The following is a 21,240-nucleotide window of genomic DNA, read 5'->3' as shown; positions in this document are numbered from 1 at the left end:
ATTATTATCGAGACCGTAAATGTTCGCGGCGTAAAGTCCGTTTTGCCGACCACAGCCTCCAACCCGTAAGTACTGCAGCTACTAAGCATATTGAAGCGGAGGTCATGAAAACCACGTGCATGCCCGATAGAAAAAGATCGGGGCGGCCCGGCACAAGTCCTGTGACCCTATGACCAGCTAAGTTACTCATAACACCAAATAGGGTGGTAGTAGCAACCGTAATTCCCACGACCATGCCCATATTGCGGACAAGTGAGTTAATACTCCCTGCAATTCCGAGCTGGGTTTTGGGCACTTTCGACATTACCAACGAGTTGTTCGGTGATTGAAACAAACCGCTGCCGAGACCGAGCATACCAATCCAACTCCCAACCAGAATGATAGAGCTGCCGCTATGAAGTCGTGCAAGTCCGACTTGAGCGATAACCATCACAATGAGTCCTGCAAAAGTGAGCAGCTCGGAACCAATTTTGTCCGATAGTGCGCCACTGAGTGGAGCTACGATTACCATGACAATCGGAAACAGCATTAGCAGGAGCCCAGCATGGGAGGGTGTAAGATTCAAAATACTTTGCGTATAGAACGGTGCGATGATGTTAAAACAAAAGTTGGCCACAAATACCAGAAAGCCGCATAAAATGCTTAAGCTGAACAGCGGATTTTTAAACAGAGTTAGCTTTAGCATGGGTTCTGGTTTACGAATCTCAACGAAAAGGAAAATAACAAAAACAATGGCGGAGATGATTAATGCAGCGACGATACGCATATCTCCATAACCGACCTGCTGCCCGAGCAGTAGACCTGAAAATAAAGCTATGATAAATAGAGGGAATAGCAACCCCCCGGCCTTATCGATACGGACCTTCAGTTTGGTACGATCAGCAGGAAGTACCTTCCACCCAATCGCAATCGCGATCAGCCCAACCGGTATATTCACCAAAAATATATACTCCCAACCCAGTCCGGATACGATAAAACCGCCCAGGCTCGGTCCAGCTATACTGCCAAGGGAGACAAATGTCCCGATCAACCCCAATGCTTTTCCACGTTCTGTTGTTGGGAAGATGTCTGTAATGATGCCCTGGCTGTTGGCCATCGTCATCGCTGCGCCCAGGGCTTGGAGTAGTCGTGAACCCAGGAGAAGAGGCAGGCTGAAGCTGAACCCACACAGAAGGGAACCAAGCGTGAAAATAATCATACCCCATTTGAACACTTTAATTTTACCAACAATGTCTCCAAGCTTACCGAAAAAGAGGATCGCTGCACAAATGGTCATCAGGTAAGCGGTGACTATCCATTCCGCTTCAGCGACTGTCAGATCCATCCGCTTCGCGATAACGGGCAGAGCAATATTAACGATGCTGCCGTCGAGCGTCGACATAAATGTAAATAAATTCAGGACTATCAGGATGATCCAACGCCTTTTCTGGATAACTGGGTCATCTTGATAAGTAATGAAACGATTCTCGTCTTCCAGTTTCAGTTTCACTAAATAATCACTCCTTACTATCGTCAAAAACAATTAGTTGCATTAGCAACTAATTTGGTTATGATTATACTTTAAGTTAGTTGCATACGCAACTTGCATGAGGTAAAATTTTTGGATACAAAAGATTTTAAGGAGGTACTGGGTTGAAGAAACCTTCGATTGGCAAAATGTTGTCCTACGTTCATCGTATTAACCAAAAAGAATTGGCTGGTATATTAAAACCATTTGATATCGGCGGGGGCGGGCACCACAGTTATCTTAAGGCGATCTTGTCGAATCCCGGGCTTAACCAGGACCAGCTCACAAATGAAGTGAAGTTCGATAAAGCGACTACAACGCGTTGCGTCAAGCAGCTAGAGGAGGCTGGGTACGTTTACCGTTCAGTGGATGCTCGCGATCGTCGTTCTTACCTGCTTTATCCAACGCAAAAAGCGAAAGATTTCGAACCTGTGCTGAAACGGATTTTGGATGAGTTCAGCCTTCAGATGACGAATTGTTTGTCCGAAAGCGATAAACAGCAGTTTGCGGACCTGCTGAAAAAAATTTACGACAGCAAACAGGGCTAGATTATCAAGTTCATAGCAACTGACGCGGATATTGCCGGAAAAGAATGGATCATAACCACGACCGGGTATCTGGGAATTGCCAGAGTGATCGGTATCATGATCCCGGCTCTGTCAGTCGTAGCCACGATTTGCCTGATCGTACTGCTTGTCGGCATGTTTCCGGCCTGATTGAACGGGTTTGTAAAAAAGCTGGGTTCGATCCGTTATACCCAGATTGGGTTTGTGGGTATATTAACTGCAATAGAGATAGCCCAAAATCCGCCCACACTAAATCCTAAAATAACTATGCTTGAGCTGAGCTTATGGCGAGAAGTTAATATTAATGTTGAAAGTATTCCTCGATTTCAATAAAAATATTTTATTTTCAGTATCGTACTTAACGTGAAATTCAAACACAACAAATAAATGTTCCAGTATGCTAAATTCTCCGTCTCTATAATTCCCTTTACATAGCAGCAGTTGATTCAGCTACATTGTTTTTCTTTGTCAGCGGCTTTTTCCTCAGTGTTCGATCATATAAATAAGGTTTTCCGTGATATTCCCATGCATTCTTTTGCTTCTCCTTTTTATGTATATCAACTTTTATCTCCAGATTAGCAACATGACTCTGGAATTCAGCGGCTGGGAAGATTAGGGTTGGTGAAAGAAGAGAACGGTCAGGGGGCAGGTTAGTAAAAAAATGGCTGATTTCTCCAAATGACGTTAGAATGGTTATAAGCCAATATTAGAGGAGGAAATCCATGCTTGATATTAATCGAATTATAGAGCTTATTCCCCATAGATATCCCTTTCTTTTGGTCGATAGAATCTTAGAAATTGTTGAGGGAAAGAAAGCTGTTGGAATCAAAAATGTGACTTTCAATGAACCTTATTTCCTAGGTCACTTTCCCGATTATCCTGTCATGCCTGGAGTCTTGATTGTAGAAGCACTGGCACAGGTGGGTGGTATCGCTATGTCCAACGTAGAGAGTAATAACCATAAGATAGGGTTACTGACTGGTATTGATAATTGTCGGTTCAAAAAGCAAGTAAAACCAGGGGATCAACTCCATCTGGAATTCGAAGTGACCCGAGCCAAGGGACAGATTGTCAAAGGAATAGGCATCGCAAAGGTAAACAATGAATTGGTTTGTGAAGCAGAAATAATGTTTGCATTTAATTCTATTGAGGCATTCAACTAACGGGCTGGTTAGCGCAAAGATATAATAAAATGAAGTTTAAAGATATTTAAAAGCAAGGTGGGATGTATGATGATAATTCGCTTGGCCACGTTGGAGGATGTGCCTCAGCTTGTTCAAATGCGTTGGGACTTCTCGGAAGAGGAAAGTGTGGATACTGCGGTCACATTTGAGGAATTTAACCAGGTTTGTAGTGAGTTCTTGGTGAAAGCTATCAAAAGTGGAAATTGGTATATTTGGATTGCAGAGATTAGTGGAAGTCTTGTCTCACATATGTATATGCAATTAATACATAAAGTTCCGAGGCCAGGGAAATCACCAGATCCTTATTACGGTTACGTTACGAATGTTTATACTCGCCCTGCTTTCAGGAATCTAGGTATCGGCTCAGAAATTCATAAAGCTATGGAAAAATGGTCAAAAGAAAATGAGGTTGAGTTTCTTATACTTTGGCCAAGTAGTGAGAGTGTAAAGTTTTATTCAAAAAATGGTTTTTCTCGATGTGAAGAAGCCATGGAAAAGCACTGGGATTGAGCAGTAGGTAAGAAAAATGAATAACAGCTGATCAAAAGATATAGAGACTCCCTGACTGATTTTATGGAGGTGTAAGTATGGGATATAAAATTTCGTTCATTGAATTTTCCCGAAAACATTGACATGTGCACACGAATGCATATAATGAATTCAGGGGGTATGACAATGGGATTAAATCTTGATCCAAATAAATGTAAAAAGCTGATAGAAGACAATATTGATATTGAGTTTTTTCGAGCGGTACTTGATCCAGTGCGGAGTGAGTTGTTAATTTTTCTTTCTGCAAATGGTGAAATGACAATCGGTGGTATTGCAGAATATTTTCCACAGAATCGTTCAGTTATTTCTCGGCACCTTGACTTCATGAGTCGTTTTGGTATCGTTCAAAGGAGAAAAGAAGGGCGAGAAGTTTATTACAAAACGAATAACAATTTCATTGTAGATAAATTTGAACAAACAGCTAACAATATGAAAGCACTCATGAATTTGCAATAATGCAGTGCTTTTTATATTAATATATATATGCATTTGTACACACGTATACACGATAAAGAGGTTTATTTTAATTCAATCAAAGATGCATGATCTGGATTATCGGAATATGAAGTGAACTTGCAGGGTACTTTTATAACTTTTCCTCTGTTGACATTCAGATAACAGCTAACAATATGAAAGCACTCATGAATTCGAAATAATGAAGTGCTCTTCATTTTAATATATATATGCATTTGTACGCACATATACATGAGAGGAGTTTTTATTTTGACACAATCAAAAAGAAAATGGTGGGTTCTAGCCACGGTTAGTTTAACCGTATTTATGGCTATGTTAGACATTACAATTGTCAATGTTGCATTACCAGATATACAACAAGCTTTTTCATCGAGTTTCTCAAATCTCCAATGGGTGTTGAATGCCTATACTTTAGTTTATGCGGCAATGTTGTTGCCAGTTTCAAAATTAGGCGACATTATCGGACGTAAAAAAGTCTTTTTATTAGGATTGGGTATTTTTATGATTGGCTCTTTAGCCAGTGGATTGGCAAACAGTGATATTTGGTTAAACATCTTCCGTGGATTTCAAGGAATTGGTGGCGCAGCTATGATGTCATTATCATTAACGATAGTTACTTCTTCATTTCCTGAAAATCAAAGAGGACTTGCACTAGGTATTTGGAGTAGTGCCGTTGGGCTTGCTATTGCCGGTGGTCCTTTGGTCGGAGGAGCATTAGTCGATGTTTTTGGTTGGAGATCTATTTTTCTTGTTAACATTCCAGTTGCGGTTGTAGCAATTATATTAGGAATGTTTGTGATTAAAGAAAGTGAAACAAACAAAAATGGACGAATTGATATTTGGGGACTGATTTTCAGTACAGCGATGATTTTTACGATGATTCTAGCCTTAATTCAAAAGTCAGTGAATGGAGATTACGCATGGACTGATTGGCACATTTTAAGTCTACTTGGATTATCACTTATTTTACTTATAGCTTTTATCATTACCGAAAAAAAAGTAGAACAGCCGATGATTGAATTATCTATTTTTAGAAATTGGACATTTAATGGGGCTAATATCGCAGCTTTTGTATTAGGTGCTGGACTATATGGAGGCTTTACCTATTTAACCATTCTTATGCAAAATTACATGGGTTACTCGGCTTTTGATACAGGTGCAAAAATGTTACTCATTAGTGGTTTTACGATAGTTCTTGGTCCAATTGCAGGAATTATCTCGGGGAAAATTGGTAACCGTTGGTTAGTTAGTGGAGCACTATTGATCGGTGCAATCGGAATATTTGTTATGCGTTATATGATCAAAGCTCCGTTTGAGTGGAGCTATCTGATGCCTGGTTTTATTCTTTTAGGTATTAGTAATGCTCTAGTTAATCCACCTATTACTAATGCTGCTATGAGTTCAGTTGATAAAGAGTATGTAGGTATGGCTTCTGGTATTTTAAATGTTTTTAGACAAGTGGGTATCTCCTTTGGTGTTGTAATGCTTGGAATTAAATTAACGGAAGGTTATAACGCTTCATTGAACACAAGTATCATGAATTTAGCCAATATTCCTACCGAGTTTAGAAATCAAATGCTGGATGTTTTCCATAAAGCTGGAGCTTTTGGGGGTTCACAAGTTTTTGATAGCAAGCAAGCTGAAGCATTTAAAGCTATGCCAGCTTTTGATGAAATGAAGTCACTCGTGTTTAATGCTTTTAATTCAGGTATGCAAAATGTAACACTATTGATTGGTATTTTCTTAATAATTGGTACATTCGCGAGTGCAATTTTGATTAAAAACAAAAAGAATACACAGAACGGGAATTAATCTTCCTTCGAGAGACTCGCAATGGAAATGATGAATCCTTAGTTTTACTTTATTAAGAGGGAGATTAGAAATGAGAACAATACTGAAGTTTAGATGGCTGGTACTTGCGGTTTGGCTGATTGCAACGGTGGGACTGATGGTTACCGCACGGTACGAACAAAGGGGCAGATTAATGTTCCAGATGGGTACTCCTCGACCGTAGCCCGCGAATTAGAAAAAGCCAATGGAGAGAACGACAGCTCTGGCACCAGCAGCGGAATGCCAACTGTGCTTGTATTCCATAAGGATGGAGGGTTGTCAGCTGAAGACCTTGCAGATGCTCCTCATAAAGCATTTAGAATTTTGACTAGTTCGTGTTTTCAATCTATACTATAGCTAGTTTCAATATAAGGGGGAAGTATCAAGTGTCTGCTGTTGTTCTTAGCTAGTTAATTGCATTAGGTTTATTTCATTTAATTTGCAGAAATCCGCTTATTTAAGTGGTTTATTTCTTCATGTAATAAAATGGAATAACCCCTGCATTAGTTAAGAACATGGGACATCGACTACTTCTAGTTGACTGCGGAACCGTGCTCTCATGCATGGTTTTTTTACATTAAGCCTATTTTGACAAGTGTCATTTGTTTGACATTCGGTTGAATTGGACATCATGTTATCCGTTAGTCAATTCTCTACAGGGGCAGAAGATGAACAATTTGTTCATTTTCTTCCCTTTTTTTGTTTTGAAAAATAATGAGGAAGGAAGTGAACTCGAAGGCACGTCGGACACCTGTTTGCTTGAGATTTCTTAGGAGTTCAAAAAATTGCTCTATTGAGTAACCTATATTAACTAGATTGGTAGGTAGATTAATTTGGAACATAATATGATCATAATTGCTCAAGGTTTAGCCGAAGAACTACAACGTGGAAAGATCCGTCATTTAGAGCAAGGGTATATGACGGATGCTGAACGTGGGTGGTCTGGTGCGGATGTACGTCGTATAGAGGTTACTTATGAAAATGGTCAAAAGGAGAGCGTAATATTTAAAGAAGCTGCCCTAAAAGAACGCATGGCAATGAAAACGTTAACTGACCAGGGCCATCAGAACACGCCCGCCACTTTTTCACTAGATCTAGAAACAAATGAGCCTAGATGGATGGCGATAGAAGATTTGGGTAGTGTTAAATCTCCTCCGCCTGGCGTAGACTGGTCGCCAAGAGTTGCGGAGGCATTAGCCAGAATCCATGCCCTTAATATGCATAGAGGTTCGGAGATGCTGTGGCTCCCCCATGCTGACCGTCATTATTGGGAAAATTATTTAGTTACACAAGTGTCTGTGGACCATTTTCAAACGCTTATAGAGCAGAACCCCGAATTTTACATGGAATTTGGCGCGTATCTGCCATTATTACGTGAAAAAGCCAACGCTTTTGCACGTGATATGGTGGCTTTGTACGATGAGAAGGAAAGCCTGACTCTTACGCATGGAGATTTGCAATCCGTAGACGGTTCCCACATCCATTATTACAATGGAAAACCCTATTTTATTGACTTCGGGTGGTGTTATTATGCGCCCTTTTATATTGACTTGGCTAGTTATTTTAACCTTGAGGATGCCAAAATTTATTACAAGGAATTAATTGCAAACGGTATATCACTTAGCTATGATGATTTTTATGAAAGATTGAGGGCAGCATTTCGTTACTCTGGGTTGATATACTTATATCCCAGTATTAGACAATGGTCTCTCGGGCCTACTGAACTAACGGGTAAACGTCTGCTTCATATGTTGAAGATTATACTTACAGGCGAGTTTCCAGAGCGTAGGATTGATTACTCTAGCAAGCTTTTCTCAAAGCTGCTCAATGAACATAAGAACGGTACACTTCATAAGCTCAATTAAATTGTCTCATCATGAGATGCGATTTAGCAGTACGTTTGCGTCCCAACAAGCGGGGAAGCTACGGCACTCTATTCAAGATGAAACTGGACCGGCCCGGAGAAGTGAATAAAAGCTTTTACCAAAATCGAGCTTGAGCCGGGCGGAAACGCAGAATCGTCTTCGAGCTTGAAGAGAGAGAGACTTCTCATTTTTTTTCACATCACTTCGTATGGTTATGGTTAGTATACTGATTCCCTCGTTTCACTGTGTCCTTCATCTTTCTTTTTGCGACAAGTATAGACAAAAACAGGAGGGAAGCTGAGGGGCACAAATTTAATTCTCTCAATATCGAATAAATCAGCCAATCGTTTCTTCATATGAAGTGAGTACTGGTACAACACTAACATCCCTCCAGGTCGAAGCGCTGTATGCATCTGTGAAAGGATGTTTTGTTTCATTTCTCTGGAAAAATTAAAAAATGGTAGTCCGCAAATGATACTATCCAACTGATGCACATGTTCTTGATTGATCCTTTTCAAAAGATAGGATGCATTCGAATGGAACATGAATTCAGGATATGTTTTCTTCAGATTACTCCTCATTTTGGGGTCTCTCTCAAATAAAAACACGATTGAAGATTTCGGTAATTTTGCTCTCATAAGACGTGTGATAACACCTGTTCCTGGCCCCAGTTCTGCAATGGTTTTAACTTCTTCCCATTGTACAGACTGGACGATTTTATGGGCTAGAAATTTGGAACTGGGCAGGACACTTCCTACTCGTTTGGGGTTCTTTAAGAATCCTTGCAGGAAAAGAAACGGTTCGGATGTTTTCAATGCGGTATCCTCCATTGTTGAATTCAATAATGTTTCACTTGATGTTGGCAGGCAAGCTTAACTGGAACGTAAATACGTTATGCGTATGTTGAAGCGTCAAGGTACCCTGATGTAACTCCGCAATATTTCTTGCAATCGAAAGACCCAAACCAGACCCCGTTTGAATACCTTCGCTGCTTCTTGAATAATCAACCTTATAAAATCGATCAAACAGCTTACTTTTTTGCTCTATTGTGAGCGGCTCACCTTTATTTTCAACTTTAATGATAATGTACTCATGACGCATACTCATTCGAATATGAATCGCACCAGGTTTCACAGAATACTTCAGGGCGTTCATAAGAAGATTATCGATGGCCCGAGCAATCTTATCACTATCCACGCAGGCCATGATTGGGGAATCGCCAATCTCTTTCTCAATATGAATTCCATTCTCCTGAGCTAAAGGTTCAAATTCAAACAGCAACTGGTCCAATAGCTGATATAGGTCAACCTTTTTCAAATCCAATTGGGTATCTACTGAGGTTAGACGTGTGTATTCAAATAAGTCATCGAGCAGCTTCTTTAAATGCGTTGCTTTGTTATAGGTGTTCTGGATGAAGCGGTCATACTCTGCTTTGTCTTGAAATGATTCTGTTCTTAGAAGCTCAATGTAGCCGATGATGCTGGTAAGCGGTGTGCGCAGGTCATGTGAGATCCCCGTGATCATGTCCATCTTGGATTTCTCCAGCTCGCGCTCCTTAACCATCTGCAGCTGCAACTGTTCAGTCATGTGATTAATGTTGGAAGCGACTCGCCCAAGTTCATCTTGTCGATTAACGGGCACCCGGTAGTCCAGATTTCCTTCTGAAATGAATTGCAATCCTTGCTCCAATGTAATGAGATCTCGTACAATTTTTCGTGTGGAAAATAAAAAAATTAACGTGAAAATTACGATGAAGATTGGTGTTAGAACATAAGGAAAAATGTAGAGAAGTGATGGCCATTCAAATCTTTCACTAATTTTTGCGGCTCCTATGATCAACATATTATTTACACCCACAGAGCCAACAAACGAAATTAATAAACTGATCAACATTCGATATAGGATGTTAATCTGTATCTTTTTTTTAAACTGTGGCAATCGTCTAATCAAGTTTATAACCCACTCCCCATACCGTTTTAATATACTGAGGTTCTCGTGGATTCACTTCCAGTTTCTCTCGCAGATTGCGAATATGGACCATAACCGTATTATCCGAATACCCGTAAGGTTCTTTCCATACGGTTTCGTAGATCTTTTCGGAGCTAAATACTTGTCCAGGATGGCTTGCAAGCAGCACCAGAATGGAAAACTCCAGTGGAGTTAGTGGAATGTCATTCTCCTTTAACTTCACGGAATGTTTACTTGTATCAATGACAAGGTCCTTGATCAGGATAAGTGAATTGAATTCTGCTTTGCCAATCAGTGTTTGGCGTCGTAGCTGAGCCTTAACGCGAGCTAGTAATTCTAACGGATTAAACGGTTTGACCATGTAATCGTCAGCCCCGGTAGTCAGGCCTGTAATTTTATCTATGTCCTCTTCTTTGGCGGATAGCATAATAATGGGAGAGGTTGATATTTCTCTTATTTTGAAGCAGGCTTTGATTCCGTCCATAATGGGCATCATGACATCCAGTATAACGAGCTGGACCGATGTAGTTTTGATAATATTTAGTGCTTCTTCACCATTGGTTGCTTCAATGACCTGATATCCTTCGTTACGTAAATAGACATGAATGACATCACGGATGTCGGGTTCATCATCAACAATGAGAACGGTACTCACAATCCAACACTCCTTTTATGACTGTTCTAAATAAAATCTTAAATCCTTATAAAGAGGATAATATCAGTGTAAACCATAGCCTGAGTTGTTTAAATTGTTTCCTTTTTGCGACAGACATAAACGAAGGCAGGAGGGACATTCAAGGGCACTAATTCTATCTTTTCGATGATAAACTTTTCGGATAGTGTTTTTTTCATTTGAAGCGAATATTGAAAGGCGATAAATAACCCCTCGGGTTTAAGCGCCTTATGGATTTGGTCTACCAACGTATTCCTTAATTCAGACTCAAAGTTGAAGAAAGGCAACCCGCTAAATACACAGTCCAGTTGCTCAACGCCCTCTTGCTTCATGGATTCCACTAATCGAGAGGCATCTGAATAACAGGGGAATGAAGGGTATTCAGTCTTCAGATTATTCCTCATCGTCTCGTTCATCTCAAACAATAACACTTGGGTCGAATCTTGTGCCTGTTGATGAATATAACGAGTGATGGCACCTGTGCCCGATCCGAGTTCGGCGACTGCTTTTACCTCTAGCCAAGGCGCTTGGTTCACCATTTTGTTAGCGAGAAACCGGGAACTGGGTATGATGCTACCAACATGTTTTGGGCTTTGAAGAAAGCTTTTCAGAAATAAAATAGGTTCATTGGAATTCATTGTTTGTGGTTCCTCCGTATACGTGATGGTATTTTATCAAAATCGATCAAAATTTTAATAAATGAAGCATTGATAGAATGGGAGCGCCGAAGTAGATTCCCGCTGTAAAATACGTTATGGTCCAAAGCAAAGCACTGGAATATGAAATGAGAGCAAATTTCCGATATTGAACGCCGCTCAGTCCAATGACCAGAGGGAGAACATATCGCACGATTGGAATGAATAAACCGATGCACATCGCCCAATTGCCACTCTTATTCAGAATCAGTTCAGCCTTAACGAAGTGTTTATTATGTTGAAATTTGTGTTTTATCTTGGGCCCAAATAACTTCCCTGCAAAATAAGCAAAGGTAATGGCGGTTAATAGTCCTGTTAAAATGCAGAAGTATGTGATACATGAGCTGATAACACCCGTGTGACTCAAAATAGCACCACTGATAATCGTGATCTCATTCGGAATTGGAATGCCAAATGGCCCTAATGAGAAGGCAAAATAAAAAATCAGATATCCATACTGATGTAGTAGCTCTAAGATCGTATTACTGATCATTGTTTTGCCTCCTCTCTTGTCGATATAGAAATCATAATGAAAAAAACTAAGGAATTAATAAGCATAATTCTGAAGAAAATCTAAAGATTACATAATCAAAGCGATACAACTACGGTACGTTCAAGACAAAAAAGCCTTGCCAACTTACTGGCAAGACTTGATAAGGTGGATATATTCAGGAGTAGTGATCAAATGAGCCGGGCATACCGGAATAAAAGCGAGCTCAGATTGATTATCAATGTTGAGGATAACGCAACGAACAAAAGTTGCCTGCGTCTAATAGCTAGTTGGAAAAATATGAGAGGAGTGGAATGAGAAAGATGACAGCATCATTTTCACATAAGCCCGAAGGTTACGAATGTCCATTTTGTCGTGTTTGGGGTATCGAGCGACCTAACCAGGGGACAAAACAAAGGGATATCATCTATCAGAATGAAAAGGTAACGGCTTTTATAGCGAGCAAATGGTGGCCAAACAATAAAGGACATGTTCTTGTTGTTCCGAATCAACATTTCGAGAACATCTTTGACCTCCCTGCGGATTACGCTGTTGAAATTCACCGCGCGGCGCAGCTCACAGCATTTGCAATGAAAAGTACATATGGATGTGATGGGATTTCTACACGCCAACATAATGAACCTGCTGGCAATCAAGACGTGTGGCATTATCATCTCCATATTTATCCTAGATATATGAATGATCAACTTTATCTGTCAAAGGGTTCTCAGTCCGATCCAGATGAACGCTCTCTCTATGCTGATAAGTTGCGTTCTTGGATAAAGAAAAACATTTAAGATCTAGGATAGGATGATAACTCTAGTGGGAAATGAATCTAAGATTACGTGGGCCCTACAAGAGAAAAATAAGGTTGTTTCAGTAAGCTAACAGGAAACGACATCTCAATAAAACTAATGAGCAGTCTGCAGTTCTGCAGGCTGCTCATTTGATAAAAAAAGAAACGATGTATGACTTCGCTCCTGGAGAGGGGCTAGGCATAAATCGTTATAATGGGGGATTACTCCAGCCTACATATGCTACTCTAGAACGTATTTGGCAATGGTTTCACTCATGTGGATATAGAATGTATTTGCATCGTGAAAACGAACATCGGCTTGGTGAAAAAGTGCGTCATCGATTACAAAAGAGTTTTTTATTTTTAGTGTATTAGAGTCCAGAATATAGTAGGCGGCTTTCTTAGGCTCCGGTTTAGATGAATCATACCAAGCTTGTGTTTTGTCGACGGCTCCGAAGACAATGCTCTGATCATTTAGTCGTTGTAACAGTCCTTGTGCAGGTAAATCAGTAAACGTCTTGGTCGCAATCAATTGATTGTTAGTATTGTACAGACTAAGCTTATTTTTCTCTTGAATCAGAAAGTTATTTCCTAAGGATACGTAAAAAGAATCGTACATATTATGCGCATACGTTGTACCGAAAACGGCATCCTGTGCTGGCTTAGGCAATGGTCTGATCCATTTTTGTTCCCCGTTAGGCTTGTAGCCGTGCAAGGTTTCCACTTCCATCTTTGCATCGTAAATGGGAACAATCACAGTTCCGCCACTTAGAACTTCAAAGTCAGCATGCACAATATTGACGTGATCCTGCGGTTGGACAGCGGAAATAATCTTCTTTCCTGTAGGAATGGAGTAAATATCAATTGTCGTCGTGTTTCTCGGAGCATCAGAATTTAACAATCCGACGTAGTTCCCCTGAATATGTCGTACGTAGCCAGGAAACTCCCTTTTGATAAGCGGCTTGCCTTCCTTTGTATAAAGAGTAATCACACTGGTGTCTTTTGTGAAAGTAACCACGGCTATGCGCCCATCTTCTAGGACATTGAATTGAAAGTGCTCTTTGAATGTTTTGACCCAGCGTGGCTTGTTATTTGAATCCAGAGAGATCAACTGGTATACCTTCTTGTTACCGGAATTTACCTCATCGAAGTAGTAGACGTCACCGCTCTGATCTATTTCAAACGAATTGTAGGGCATAGGCGATTTATGAATCCACTTCTGTTTTCCAGTTTTGTCGTCTATCGCTAATAAGGAGTGTACGGATTTAGTTTTGCCGGTAGAGCGATCTGACTGATACAAGAATGTATAAGCAGTTTGAGAGTTAGTCTGTTCTGACACGATAGGGTAGACGATATTTCCTGTGAAATAATAGTTCTTACTATGTATTTGGGTTGTCGTATCGGTAGGTACGTCATAGGTCCACTCTGGCTTTGGAAGTTGCTTGTAATCAGAAGCGAGAGTGGGGACAGGGGCTAAGGAAATAGTAAGGAACGCTGTTAGAGTAGTGATTAGAAATGTACGTTTGGTGATCCTTTTCATGATATGAGGTCCTCCTAGTCATGATGTAATAGCTGATATTCTTCTGAAAATTGGATGATCTTGTCTGGTTTATAGCTTCTCGCCACATCAATGGGAGATTTACCTCTTAATTCAGTGACATGGATATCTGCTCCGCGATCTATTAAGTACCTCTAAATATCTACTGGTTCTTTGCATGGAACCACCTGTTTGGAATAGTTCCATAATACAGCTAAAATCTTAAGCGAAAACTATAAACCCTACAATGTTTTTTACATCCCTCCTTACTTTTGGTAAAATTAACCTTTCAATTATAACATATAATGTACATGCTTCCCAATCCGGAACAAAAAGTGGTGATGATTTAAAAGAGGAGGGCAATGCAAAATGGAATTCAAATTTGGGGACGTTTCTATTCTTCTCCCCCCTTTATACATTACAATTGTCGGAATCATTATTTTTTTCTTTTTAGTAAGGTGGAGCAAGCAATTAGAAACAAGACGTTTTACAGTTTTCTTTTACTTTTTGATCAGTACTTCCATTATTCCAATTTTTTCTCGTTATACAACAGAAGGTGTCTTTCAGCTGTGGATTCCCTTAGGATTTATAGTGATCTTTCTGTACTTGTTTCGCAGCAAAAGATATCATCCATCTAAAATGAAAGCGAGTATTTTAGGACTTTCCGTAGCAATATACCAGTTAATTCTTCAATACTTCGGATAGATTTTGATAGATCTCCTCCACTATTCAGGCTCAAAAAAGCAATTTTGTAGCAATAATCCATACATTTTAATGGGATGGAGCGGTTGGTTGGATGATTTCCGAATTGTGTATAATTATATTGAAGAGAAAAAGGCATGGACTATCCTGTGTATGCTTGTCGCAGGACAAGAGCATTATTACATTCAAAGCCGCTAATTATAGCGGCTTTTTTTGATTTAAGTAACTAAGTTCCTATCCATAGATGAGCACAGTTACAAGGTAGAATTACAAAATTGTAAGGTAGATGTAAGTTGAATCGATAGCTCAGGCCAACCTGCCAGGATAATATTGGAACAAACAAAAATAGAAGTTTTTTAAAAGGAGAACCGAGATGAGGCTGTTTGAACTGTTGCTTTTATTGTCAAACATCGGCTTGTTTGCATTAACATTGTTATTAAAAAAAGGACGGCCCAGAATTCTGCTATTCGTTGCAAGCGGGATCGCCACTCTTTTATTGGTCATTCATTGGACGGTGGAAGGATACAGAGTTCAGATATTTTTCTCATATTGCATAACGATCTTTTTTTTAGCCATTTCAGGTTATAGCTATTTTAGAAAAAACGGCTCCAAAAAAATCCCGCGATTCATGTTGGGTTCAGCTTATACCGCTATAGCGGTAATGCTGGTCGTAACAGCGGGCCTCATGTATGCTTTTCCAGTATTTAATCTACCTGAACCGACAGGCGAATTTAAGGTAGGAACGCAAACTTTTCATCTTGTGGATACTAATAGGGAAGAGATTTTCGACAAAGCCAGAGAGGGTAAGAGAGAGTTGATGGTTCAGGTATGGTATCCGGTTACAGTTGGCACCGGCAAGTACGCTCCCTTTATTCCCGATACTCCAATTTTACGTTATATGGCCGCGAACTATGGCCTTCCTGAGTTTACTCTTCAGTACTTGAAGTACGTATCCAGTCATGCTTATTCGGGGGCCGAGGTCTCCTCGGCACAGAATTCATATCCGCTGATCCTTGCAAATCCCGGCTTTGGCTCGTCCAGGTTCCTCCATACGTCGCAAGCTGAGAATCTCGCGAGTCACGGATATATCGTGGCAGTGATCGATCACACCTACAATACAGTTGCAACCGAGTTTCCGGACGGTCGAATCACAACCAGCACAACCAACGACTTATTCTCTCCCGACGATGATTACCGAACGGGAAGAGAAAATCGCGACAAGTTGGGAAAAGTGTTAACCGCCGATGTGGCGTTTACGCTGGACCAATTCGAGCTCATCCAATCGGGACAGATTCCAAGTCCTTTAAAAGGGAGGATTGATCTCGGTCATATCGGGGTGTTCGGTCATTCCATCGGCGGAGCGACGGCCTACGACGCTTCTTACGATCCACGAATCACGGTCGGAATAGACTTGGATGGAGGGTTGTATCGACTGCGTGACAGCGAGGATCTGCGAAAGCCGTTTTTGTTCATCAACTCTGAAAGCTATTTCGAAGAATTAAACAGGGTGATAAATAATCGGGTCTACACAGATGCAGAGCTTAACCGGATGGGATCAACAAGAGAGTGGATGGATCAAGTAACGGAAGATAAAAAGTTGGAGCTTGAACGGATGCGCGAAACGGTCGACGAAGGAGGACAAATCCTCTATATCGAAAATACAGAGCATTTGAATTTTACCGACGTACAGTTCATTTCTCCGGTTTTCAATATGCTGGGCATTACAGGGAAGATTGTGCCAGAAAGAGCGAACTCCGTGATCAATGCCTATATGCTGGATTTCTTCGATATGTATCTAAAGAATCAAGGCGGAATCTTAATGAAAGGACCGGACAGCCGTTTTCAGGAGGTGAAGTTCGTAACCTCGCTATTATAAATTACAAACAGGCTACCGATTTTGATATGCTATTACGTACAACTCTTCTTCTATGACCCAAAGTTTGCGATATAACCCCCATTAAGGCAGCAACGTTCACCAAAAAATGATTAGGGTAGGTGGCAACCATGTTTCGTGAGTTTTCACATGAAGATAGGGTCATATTTGAAGTAAAAGCCGAAGATTATAATTATGAGCAAATCATACAGGCAATCGACTACATCTGCCCAGATGAATATAGTGAAGCAGAAATTACGAGCTACTATGAATGTTTAAATTTTACGAAAGACCAAATTGAAGTTAATTTTAGTCATGTATTTGGAAGTCCAGAGCTATATCAATTTGAATTGTTTCCATATGGCTCTCATTCAGTAGAAAATTTGAGTCAATTAAGAGTGTGGTTACAAGTAATGGAGCAATATTTAAAACAATTAAAGTGATTTAAACCAACGTATGATTTGGTATTCATAAGGCTAACAACGTTGACCCAAAATAGAAGGATCATTTAGACAGACGATGATTTAAGGGAAGTGTCGAGAGACAAGAACATGATTCCATTGGAAGTCGCTATATAGCGGCTTTTTTGTTATGGCTTAAGCCAATTGAGTGCGTGAAACGAACTAAACAAAAAATCTCCCTGATCGGCAAAACCTCAGCCCCCCTTAGTAGTAAAATGATTATATCGGCGAGTCAAATAAATTTAAGTTGATATAAATTTTTTCTTCTTGGCAGCAAAAGAATTGAAACATATTAAACCGGAGCGTGGAATTGTTTAATTGATGATCCGAATGGAACAGTATATTTGTAATAAATCCGTATTGACATGAAGAATGTATTGCTAAATTGATATTTTAATGTAAAATGATTCGCAACTAGATAAGTTTAATTTCAGCAAGACTTCTTTTATTTACAAGAGAGGTTGATACCGAATTTATGAGACGACTTTGGGCAGAGCACATCACTGAAAAATTCAATCGTTTGATATACAGCAGTTCATTCAAACAGAGAATTCGCTTATCCATCATAACTATGATAACGCTTGCAATTGGGGCGGTAGGCCTGACAACCTACTGGATTGCATCCAAAGAGCTCCAGAAGAATGCATTTGAGACTAGTCAAGAAACCGTAAACAAAACCACTCAGATACTGGATGATAAATTAACGGGATCTCCAACTCCATTCGTTCACTGACTTTTAGCTATGCCTTCAAGGATATGATGCTGGATGTACAGAGTAATGATATCTCCAATTACTATGTGCATTTGTCAGAGCTCCAATATGTGTTTTCACAGGTTTATTTCAACGAACCTCTAATCGAAAGTATACTTATTGCCACGCCCATTGGAGATTTTTATCCTATTTCACAAAGACGTTCTCAGACACAGTCCTTTTATGAATCCAGTATGTATTTCGATATGATTGAGAATTATGGAGGAAAGTGGATAAAAGGGCATTCTGATAAGTTTTTTTCTGGTAATAAGCGTGCTATTTCATTTGTTACAAAGGGAACTCAAGAGAATGTCCCCAATACAAATGTATACATTGTCGTGAATGTAAATGAAAGTGGACTAATAGGACTGGTTAACAAACATTCTTCGAATGATGACAGCGACTATTTTGTAATCGATTCCAATGGCGAGGAAGTCATCCGAACTTCATGGTCATCCAGCCATAATCTAATGAAAGATAAACCTTTCTTGTACAATGTATCTGAGAGCAATATGGGCTCTTTCTTTCATAATTTTGATGAAACGGATTACCTAGTCAATTACACAAGATCAACAGTTGTCAAAGATTGGAGTTTATTTGGTATTCAACAGAAGTATAAACTGCTTGAACAAATGAACGGTGTAAAGCGCACAACCCTTTATATAATGCTTTTCTTTCTGCTGTTCACTAGCCTTTTATCCAATAAACTGACGGCGCTGTTGCTAAATCCTCTATACAAGCTTCAACGACTTATGCGCGAGGTAGAGAATAACCGCCTGAATGTTCGCTTTGCCAGCCGTTCGTCCGATGAAGTAGCTCAGGTCGGTTTTCAATTCAATCGCATGTTGGATGAAATCAACAGACTCATTGATGATGTAAGGTTGAGCGAATCCGGAAAACGTAAGGCCGAGATGAGAGCTTTAACTGCGCAAATGGAACCACACTTTTTGTATAACACTCTTAATACGATTTACTGCAAATCCGTTCTGGGGGAAAATGAGGAAGTCAATGAGATGATTCTCTCCTTGTCCCAGATGTTTCAGCTTGGCTTGAGTGGGGGGAAGGATTGGAACACGCTGCAGGATGAATTGTTGCACGCACAGCAGTATTGTTTAATTCAACAAAAATGCTATGAAGGACTGTTTGTGTTTGAAGTTACTGTACTTGATAAATCTGTGCTGAACAGCCTTTTGCCAAAGATTCTCTTGCAGCCAATTGTGGAAAATAGCATTCAACACGGCTTTAAGGACATTACTTTCGGAGGTCAGATTCATATACAGGTGGACAGACAAAACAATTGGGTTCATTTGATTATTGAGGATAACGGTGCAGGCATGGATGCGGCTATGGTAAGTCAAGCGATGTTGAAACCGCCTGTCTCCAAGAAGGGTTATGCTCTGAACAATATCGTGAATCGGCTCAACCTATTTTATGGAGAAGAAGCACGAATCGAACTTCACAGCAGTCCTGGCAAGGGATCGAGAACTGACATTTGGATTCCGATTAGAGAAGGAGAAGTTGAATCATGATAGAAGAACTCCAACGGATTAAATTATGCATCATTGATGATATTCGAAGTGTAGTCGATATGATTTCTCAGAAGCCGCCCTGGGAAGAACATCACATTGAAGTGGTTGGTACGGCACTCGATGGGGAGGAAGGCATTCGCCTAATCCAAGAGACCAAACCGGATATTGTTCTTACAGACATACGGATGCCCAAAAAGGATGGGCTAGCCATGACGCAAGAAATTCTCGTAAACGCTCCTTTTACGAAAATTGTCATTCTCAGCGCGTATACCGATTTCTCATTTACGAGACAAGCGATTCGATTAGGCGCATTTGATTTCGTAAAGAAACCATTCTCTATAGATGAAATCATTCAGGTCGTGTTGAAAGCAAAGGCAGCAATCGAAGAAGAATGGCAGGAGCAGAGCAAGGCGATAGAACTGAAGCAACATGTAAGAAAAAGCTTACCTGTATTGCAGCAGGAGTATTTGTCCTTGCTAGTTCATCATAGGACGAATGCTGTCGTAGCCTTTCAAAAATGGCAAACACTCGGCATTCAACTTGCTCCTCAGAATTTCAATCTTTTTATTGTGGAGCTAGACCGTTTTATGGACAAATATAAAGCACAACCCTCAAGGGAAGTGGAATTGATCAGATTCAGCCTTCGAAATATTTTGGAGGAAACTATCGCAGCTTTTAGCAGTGGTGTTGTTTTTAGTGAAGCGTTAAATCGGTTCATCTGTCTGATCAATTGTGAAGATATGAGAATCGCAGAGCAGATTTCTGAAGCATGCAGATTAAATATTTATCAATTCACGAACTCTACCATCTCAATCGGTATTGGTAGTTGTGTAACATCTATCGATGAATTACCGGATTCATATCAACTAGCCTTAAGTGCTCTGGCCTATCATTTTTATACAGATGGTAATGGTGTTAACAGTTATTCAAGTACATCCGATGATGAGAAAACCTTGCTTCATTATACTGCGTCCACGGAGCACGAGTTTTTAATGGCTTTGCGCTCGGGCAATCGAGAAAAATGCCGACTTATTCTGGAGCAGATCTTTAACGATTTATTGCAGCGAGATCCTCTTCCCAAACCGCAACAAGTCGAAAACCTTTGTTATGAGCTGTCATCCAAGATATGTCGAGTCATGTTAGAACAATTTCCGCCTGATCGGGTGAAGAACCTTGAGAAGCAGTGGAACCATGTAAAGCGCACAGGTGTGGTTACATTTCAGATTATGCGGGATACGGTAAAAGAAATTTGTCTTGAAGCGTGTTCGTGGATTGAGCACGAGCGTTCGGATGAAACGACCAAGTTGATCTATCAGGCGAAGGATTATATATGTGCCAACTTGCATTTAAATTTATCTCTTGATTTATGTGCAAAGCAGTTCAATTTAAGTCCCGGATATTTTTCGAATCTATTCAAAAAAGTGCTAAATATTTCATTTCAGCGATTCGTAATCCATCAAAGAATGGAAAAAGCTAAAGAAATGCTAATCAATGATTATCAGGTACAGGAGATCGCTAGGGAATTGGGGTATGAGCATCGACGTTATTTTAGCGAAATTTTCAAGAAGCATACCAATATGACACCATCCGAATTCAAATTATATAGTACAGGGAAGATCAGTCCGCCTGTGGATCTGGCCTATGATCAATCATAACTCGAAAGATAGCCTTGTTTCCGAAAGTTTCGGATGCAGGGCTAGTTTTTTAATGACAGATTCATAAGAAAACCTGCCCTTGATGTGTGGTTTACCGCATTATGTAAACGATTACAAGAAACTATAATGAAGAAG

Annotated in this window: 19 protein-coding genes; 12 read left to right on the top strand and 7 right to left on the bottom strand. The window is 40.1% G+C overall.

From position 1 onward, the window contains the following. Window positions 1-4 precede the first annotated feature (4 nt). Entirely contained in the window at window positions 5-1,381 is a 1,377-nt protein-coding gene (locus PTQ21_RS22415; protein WP_240321319.1) for an MFS transporter, read from the bottom strand. A 251-nt stretch (window positions 1,382-1,632) separates the two neighbouring features. Between PTQ21_RS22415 and PTQ21_RS22410 the strand changes: the two genes are divergently transcribed. The 7 genes from PTQ21_RS22410 (at window position 1,633) to PTQ21_RS22380 (ending at window position 7,975) form a co-directional block, all read left to right on the top strand. Further along, a complete protein-coding gene (locus PTQ21_RS22410) occupies window positions 1,633-2,055 on the top strand; it encodes a MarR family winged helix-turn-helix transcriptional regulator (protein WP_063563734.1) in 423 nt (140 codons plus the stop codon). A 740-nt stretch (window positions 2,056-2,795) separates the two neighbouring features. Next, window positions 2,796-3,236: a 3-hydroxyacyl-ACP dehydratase FabZ gene (fabZ, locus tag PTQ21_RS22405; protein ID WP_090806731.1), complete on the top strand. Its 441-nt coding sequence runs from the start codon at window positions 2,796-2,798 to the stop codon at window positions 3,234-3,236. A 66-nt stretch (window positions 3,237-3,302) separates the two neighbouring features. After that, window positions 3,303-3,767 carry a GNAT family N-acetyltransferase gene (locus PTQ21_RS22400; protein ID WP_274567214.1) on the top strand — a complete coding sequence of 155 codons (465 nt, stop codon included), beginning with the start codon at window positions 3,303-3,305 and terminating at the stop codon, window positions 3,765-3,767. 165 nt (window positions 3,768-3,932) lie between these two features. Continuing rightward, window positions 3,933-4,262 (top strand): ArsR/SmtB family transcription factor, encoded by a 330-nt coding sequence (locus PTQ21_RS22395; protein ID WP_064637734.1) that lies wholly within the window; start codon window positions 3,933-3,935, stop codon window positions 4,260-4,262. Between the two features lie 267 nt (window positions 4,263-4,529). Then, window positions 4,530-6,092 (top strand): MFS transporter, encoded by a 1,563-nt coding sequence (locus tag PTQ21_RS22390; protein ID WP_274567213.1) that lies wholly within the window; start codon window positions 4,530-4,532, stop codon window positions 6,090-6,092. A 70-nt stretch (window positions 6,093-6,162) separates the two neighbouring features. After that, on the top strand, window positions 6,163-6,294 hold the full coding sequence (locus PTQ21_RS22385; RefSeq protein ID WP_274567212.1) for a hypothetical protein: 132 nt from the start codon (window positions 6,163-6,165) through the stop codon (window positions 6,292-6,294). Between the two features lie 661 nt (window positions 6,295-6,955). Continuing rightward, on the top strand, window positions 6,956-7,975 hold the full coding sequence (locus PTQ21_RS22380) for a phosphotransferase (RefSeq protein WP_274567211.1): 1,020 nt from the start codon (window positions 6,956-6,958) through the stop codon (window positions 7,973-7,975). Window positions 7,976-8,193: 218 nt separating this feature from the next. On the opposite strand, the gene PTQ21_RS22375 is transcribed toward PTQ21_RS22380, so the two are convergent. From PTQ21_RS22375 to PTQ21_RS22355, 5 genes are all read right to left on the bottom strand, one after another. Continuing rightward, window positions 8,194-8,790 carry a class I SAM-dependent methyltransferase gene (locus tag PTQ21_RS22375; protein WP_240321320.1) on the bottom strand — a complete coding sequence of 199 codons (597 nt, stop codon included), beginning with the start codon at window positions 8,788-8,790 and terminating at the stop codon, window positions 8,194-8,196. 34 nt (window positions 8,791-8,824) lie between these two features. Continuing rightward, a complete protein-coding gene (locus tag PTQ21_RS22370) occupies window positions 8,825-9,931 on the bottom strand; it encodes a sensor histidine kinase (protein ID WP_072733077.1) in 1,107 nt (368 codons plus the stop codon). Continuing rightward, a complete protein-coding gene (locus PTQ21_RS22365; RefSeq protein WP_090950566.1) occupies window positions 9,918-10,598 on the bottom strand; it encodes a response regulator transcription factor in 681 nt (226 codons plus the stop codon). Before PTQ21_RS22365 ends, PTQ21_RS22370 begins: the two co-directional genes overlap by 14 nt. Before the next feature lie 89 nt (window positions 10,599-10,687). Then, window positions 10,688-11,254, bottom strand: coding sequence for a class I SAM-dependent methyltransferase (locus tag PTQ21_RS22360; RefSeq protein WP_090950560.1), 567 nt, complete (start codon window positions 11,252-11,254; stop codon window positions 10,688-10,690). 46 nt (window positions 11,255-11,300) lie between these two features. After that, entirely contained in the window at window positions 11,301-11,804 is a 504-nt protein-coding gene (locus PTQ21_RS22355; RefSeq protein WP_063563743.1) for a DedA family protein, read from the bottom strand. A 320-nt stretch (window positions 11,805-12,124) separates the two neighbouring features. Between PTQ21_RS22355 and PTQ21_RS22350 the strand changes: the two genes are divergently transcribed. Next, window positions 12,125-12,598 (top strand): HIT family protein, encoded by a 474-nt coding sequence (locus tag PTQ21_RS22350; RefSeq protein ID WP_274567210.1) that lies wholly within the window; start codon window positions 12,125-12,127, stop codon window positions 12,596-12,598. 240 nt (window positions 12,599-12,838) lie between these two features. Here PTQ21_RS22350 and PTQ21_RS22345 read toward each other — a convergent pair whose 3' ends face one another. Further along, the gene (locus PTQ21_RS22345) at window positions 12,839-14,137 is read right to left on the bottom strand and encodes a hypothetical protein (RefSeq protein ID WP_274567209.1); all 1,299 of its coding nucleotides are present in this window, start codon (window positions 14,135-14,137) and stop codon (window positions 12,839-12,841) included. A 1,072-nt stretch (window positions 14,138-15,209) separates the two neighbouring features. On the opposite strand from PTQ21_RS22345, the gene PTQ21_RS22335 reads away from it, so the two are divergent. From PTQ21_RS22335 to PTQ21_RS22320, 4 genes are all read left to right on the top strand, one after another. Continuing rightward, window positions 15,210-16,712, top strand: coding sequence for an alpha/beta hydrolase family protein (locus tag PTQ21_RS22335; protein ID WP_274567205.1), 1,503 nt, complete (start codon window positions 15,210-15,212; stop codon window positions 16,710-16,712). 128 nt (window positions 16,713-16,840) lie between these two features. After that, window positions 16,841-17,152 carry a hypothetical protein gene (locus PTQ21_RS22330; RefSeq protein ID WP_063563748.1) on the top strand — a complete coding sequence of 104 codons (312 nt, stop codon included), beginning with the start codon at window positions 16,841-16,843 and terminating at the stop codon, window positions 17,150-17,152. A gap of 816 nt (window positions 17,153-17,968) precedes the next feature. After that, a complete protein-coding gene (locus PTQ21_RS22325; RefSeq protein WP_274570549.1) occupies window positions 17,969-19,450 on the top strand; it encodes a sensor histidine kinase in 1,482 nt (493 codons plus the stop codon). Then, window positions 19,447-21,105, top strand: coding sequence for a response regulator (locus PTQ21_RS22320; RefSeq protein ID WP_274567203.1), 1,659 nt, complete (start codon window positions 19,447-19,449; stop codon window positions 21,103-21,105). The genes PTQ21_RS22325 and PTQ21_RS22320 overlap by 4 nt, the downstream gene beginning before the upstream one ends. Window positions 21,106-21,240: the final 135 nt, after the last annotated feature.

Source organism: Paenibacillus marchantiae, assembly GCF_028771845.1.
Taxonomy (GTDB): Bacteria; Bacillota; Bacilli; order Paenibacillales; family Paenibacillaceae; genus Paenibacillus; species Paenibacillus marchantiae.
This window is presented reverse-complemented; position numbering and strand designations above follow the sequence as displayed.

Excerpts from the sequence above, each read along its gene's own strand:
- fabZ (WP_090806731.1), top strand. The coding sequence starts at position 2,796 with ATGCTTGATATTAATCGAATTATAGAGCTTATTCCCCATAGATATCCC.
- PTQ21_RS22380 (WP_274567211.1), top strand. The coding sequence starts at position 6,956 with ATGATCATAATTGCTCAAGGTTTAGCCGAAGAACTACAACGTGGAAAG.
- PTQ21_RS22400 (WP_274567214.1), top strand. The coding sequence starts at position 3,303 with ATGATGATAATTCGCTTGGCCACGTTGGAGGATGTGCCTCAGCTTGTT.
- PTQ21_RS22330 (WP_063563748.1), top strand. The coding sequence starts at position 16,841 with ATGTTTCGTGAGTTTTCACATGAAGATAGGGTCATATTTGAAGTAAAA.
- PTQ21_RS22385 (WP_274567212.1), top strand. The coding sequence starts at position 6,163 with ATGAGAACAATACTGAAGTTTAGATGGCTGGTACTTGCGGTTTGGCTG.
- PTQ21_RS22320 (WP_274567203.1), top strand. The coding sequence starts at position 19,447 with ATGATAGAAGAACTCCAACGGATTAAATTATGCATCATTGATGATATT.
- PTQ21_RS22350 (WP_274567210.1), top strand. The coding sequence starts at position 12,125 with ATGACAGCATCATTTTCACATAAGCCCGAAGGTTACGAATGTCCATTT.
- PTQ21_RS22395 (WP_064637734.1), top strand. The coding sequence starts at position 3,933 with ATGGGATTAAATCTTGATCCAAATAAATGTAAAAAGCTGATAGAAGAC.
- PTQ21_RS22345 (WP_274567209.1), bottom strand. The coding sequence starts at position 14,137 with ATGAAAAGGATCACCAAACGTACATTTCTAATCACTACTCTAACAGCG.
- PTQ21_RS22335 (WP_274567205.1), top strand. The coding sequence starts at position 15,210 with ATGAGGCTGTTTGAACTGTTGCTTTTATTGTCAAACATCGGCTTGTTT.
- PTQ21_RS22415 (WP_240321319.1), bottom strand. The coding sequence starts at position 1,381 with ATGTCGACGCTCGACGGCAGCATCGTTAATATTGCTCTGCCCGTTATC.
- PTQ21_RS22355 (WP_063563743.1), bottom strand. The coding sequence starts at position 11,804 with ATGATCAGTAATACGATCTTAGAGCTACTACATCAGTATGGATATCTG.
- PTQ21_RS22360 (WP_090950560.1), bottom strand. The coding sequence starts at position 11,254 with ATGAATTCCAATGAACCTATTTTATTTCTGAAAAGCTTTCTTCAAAGC.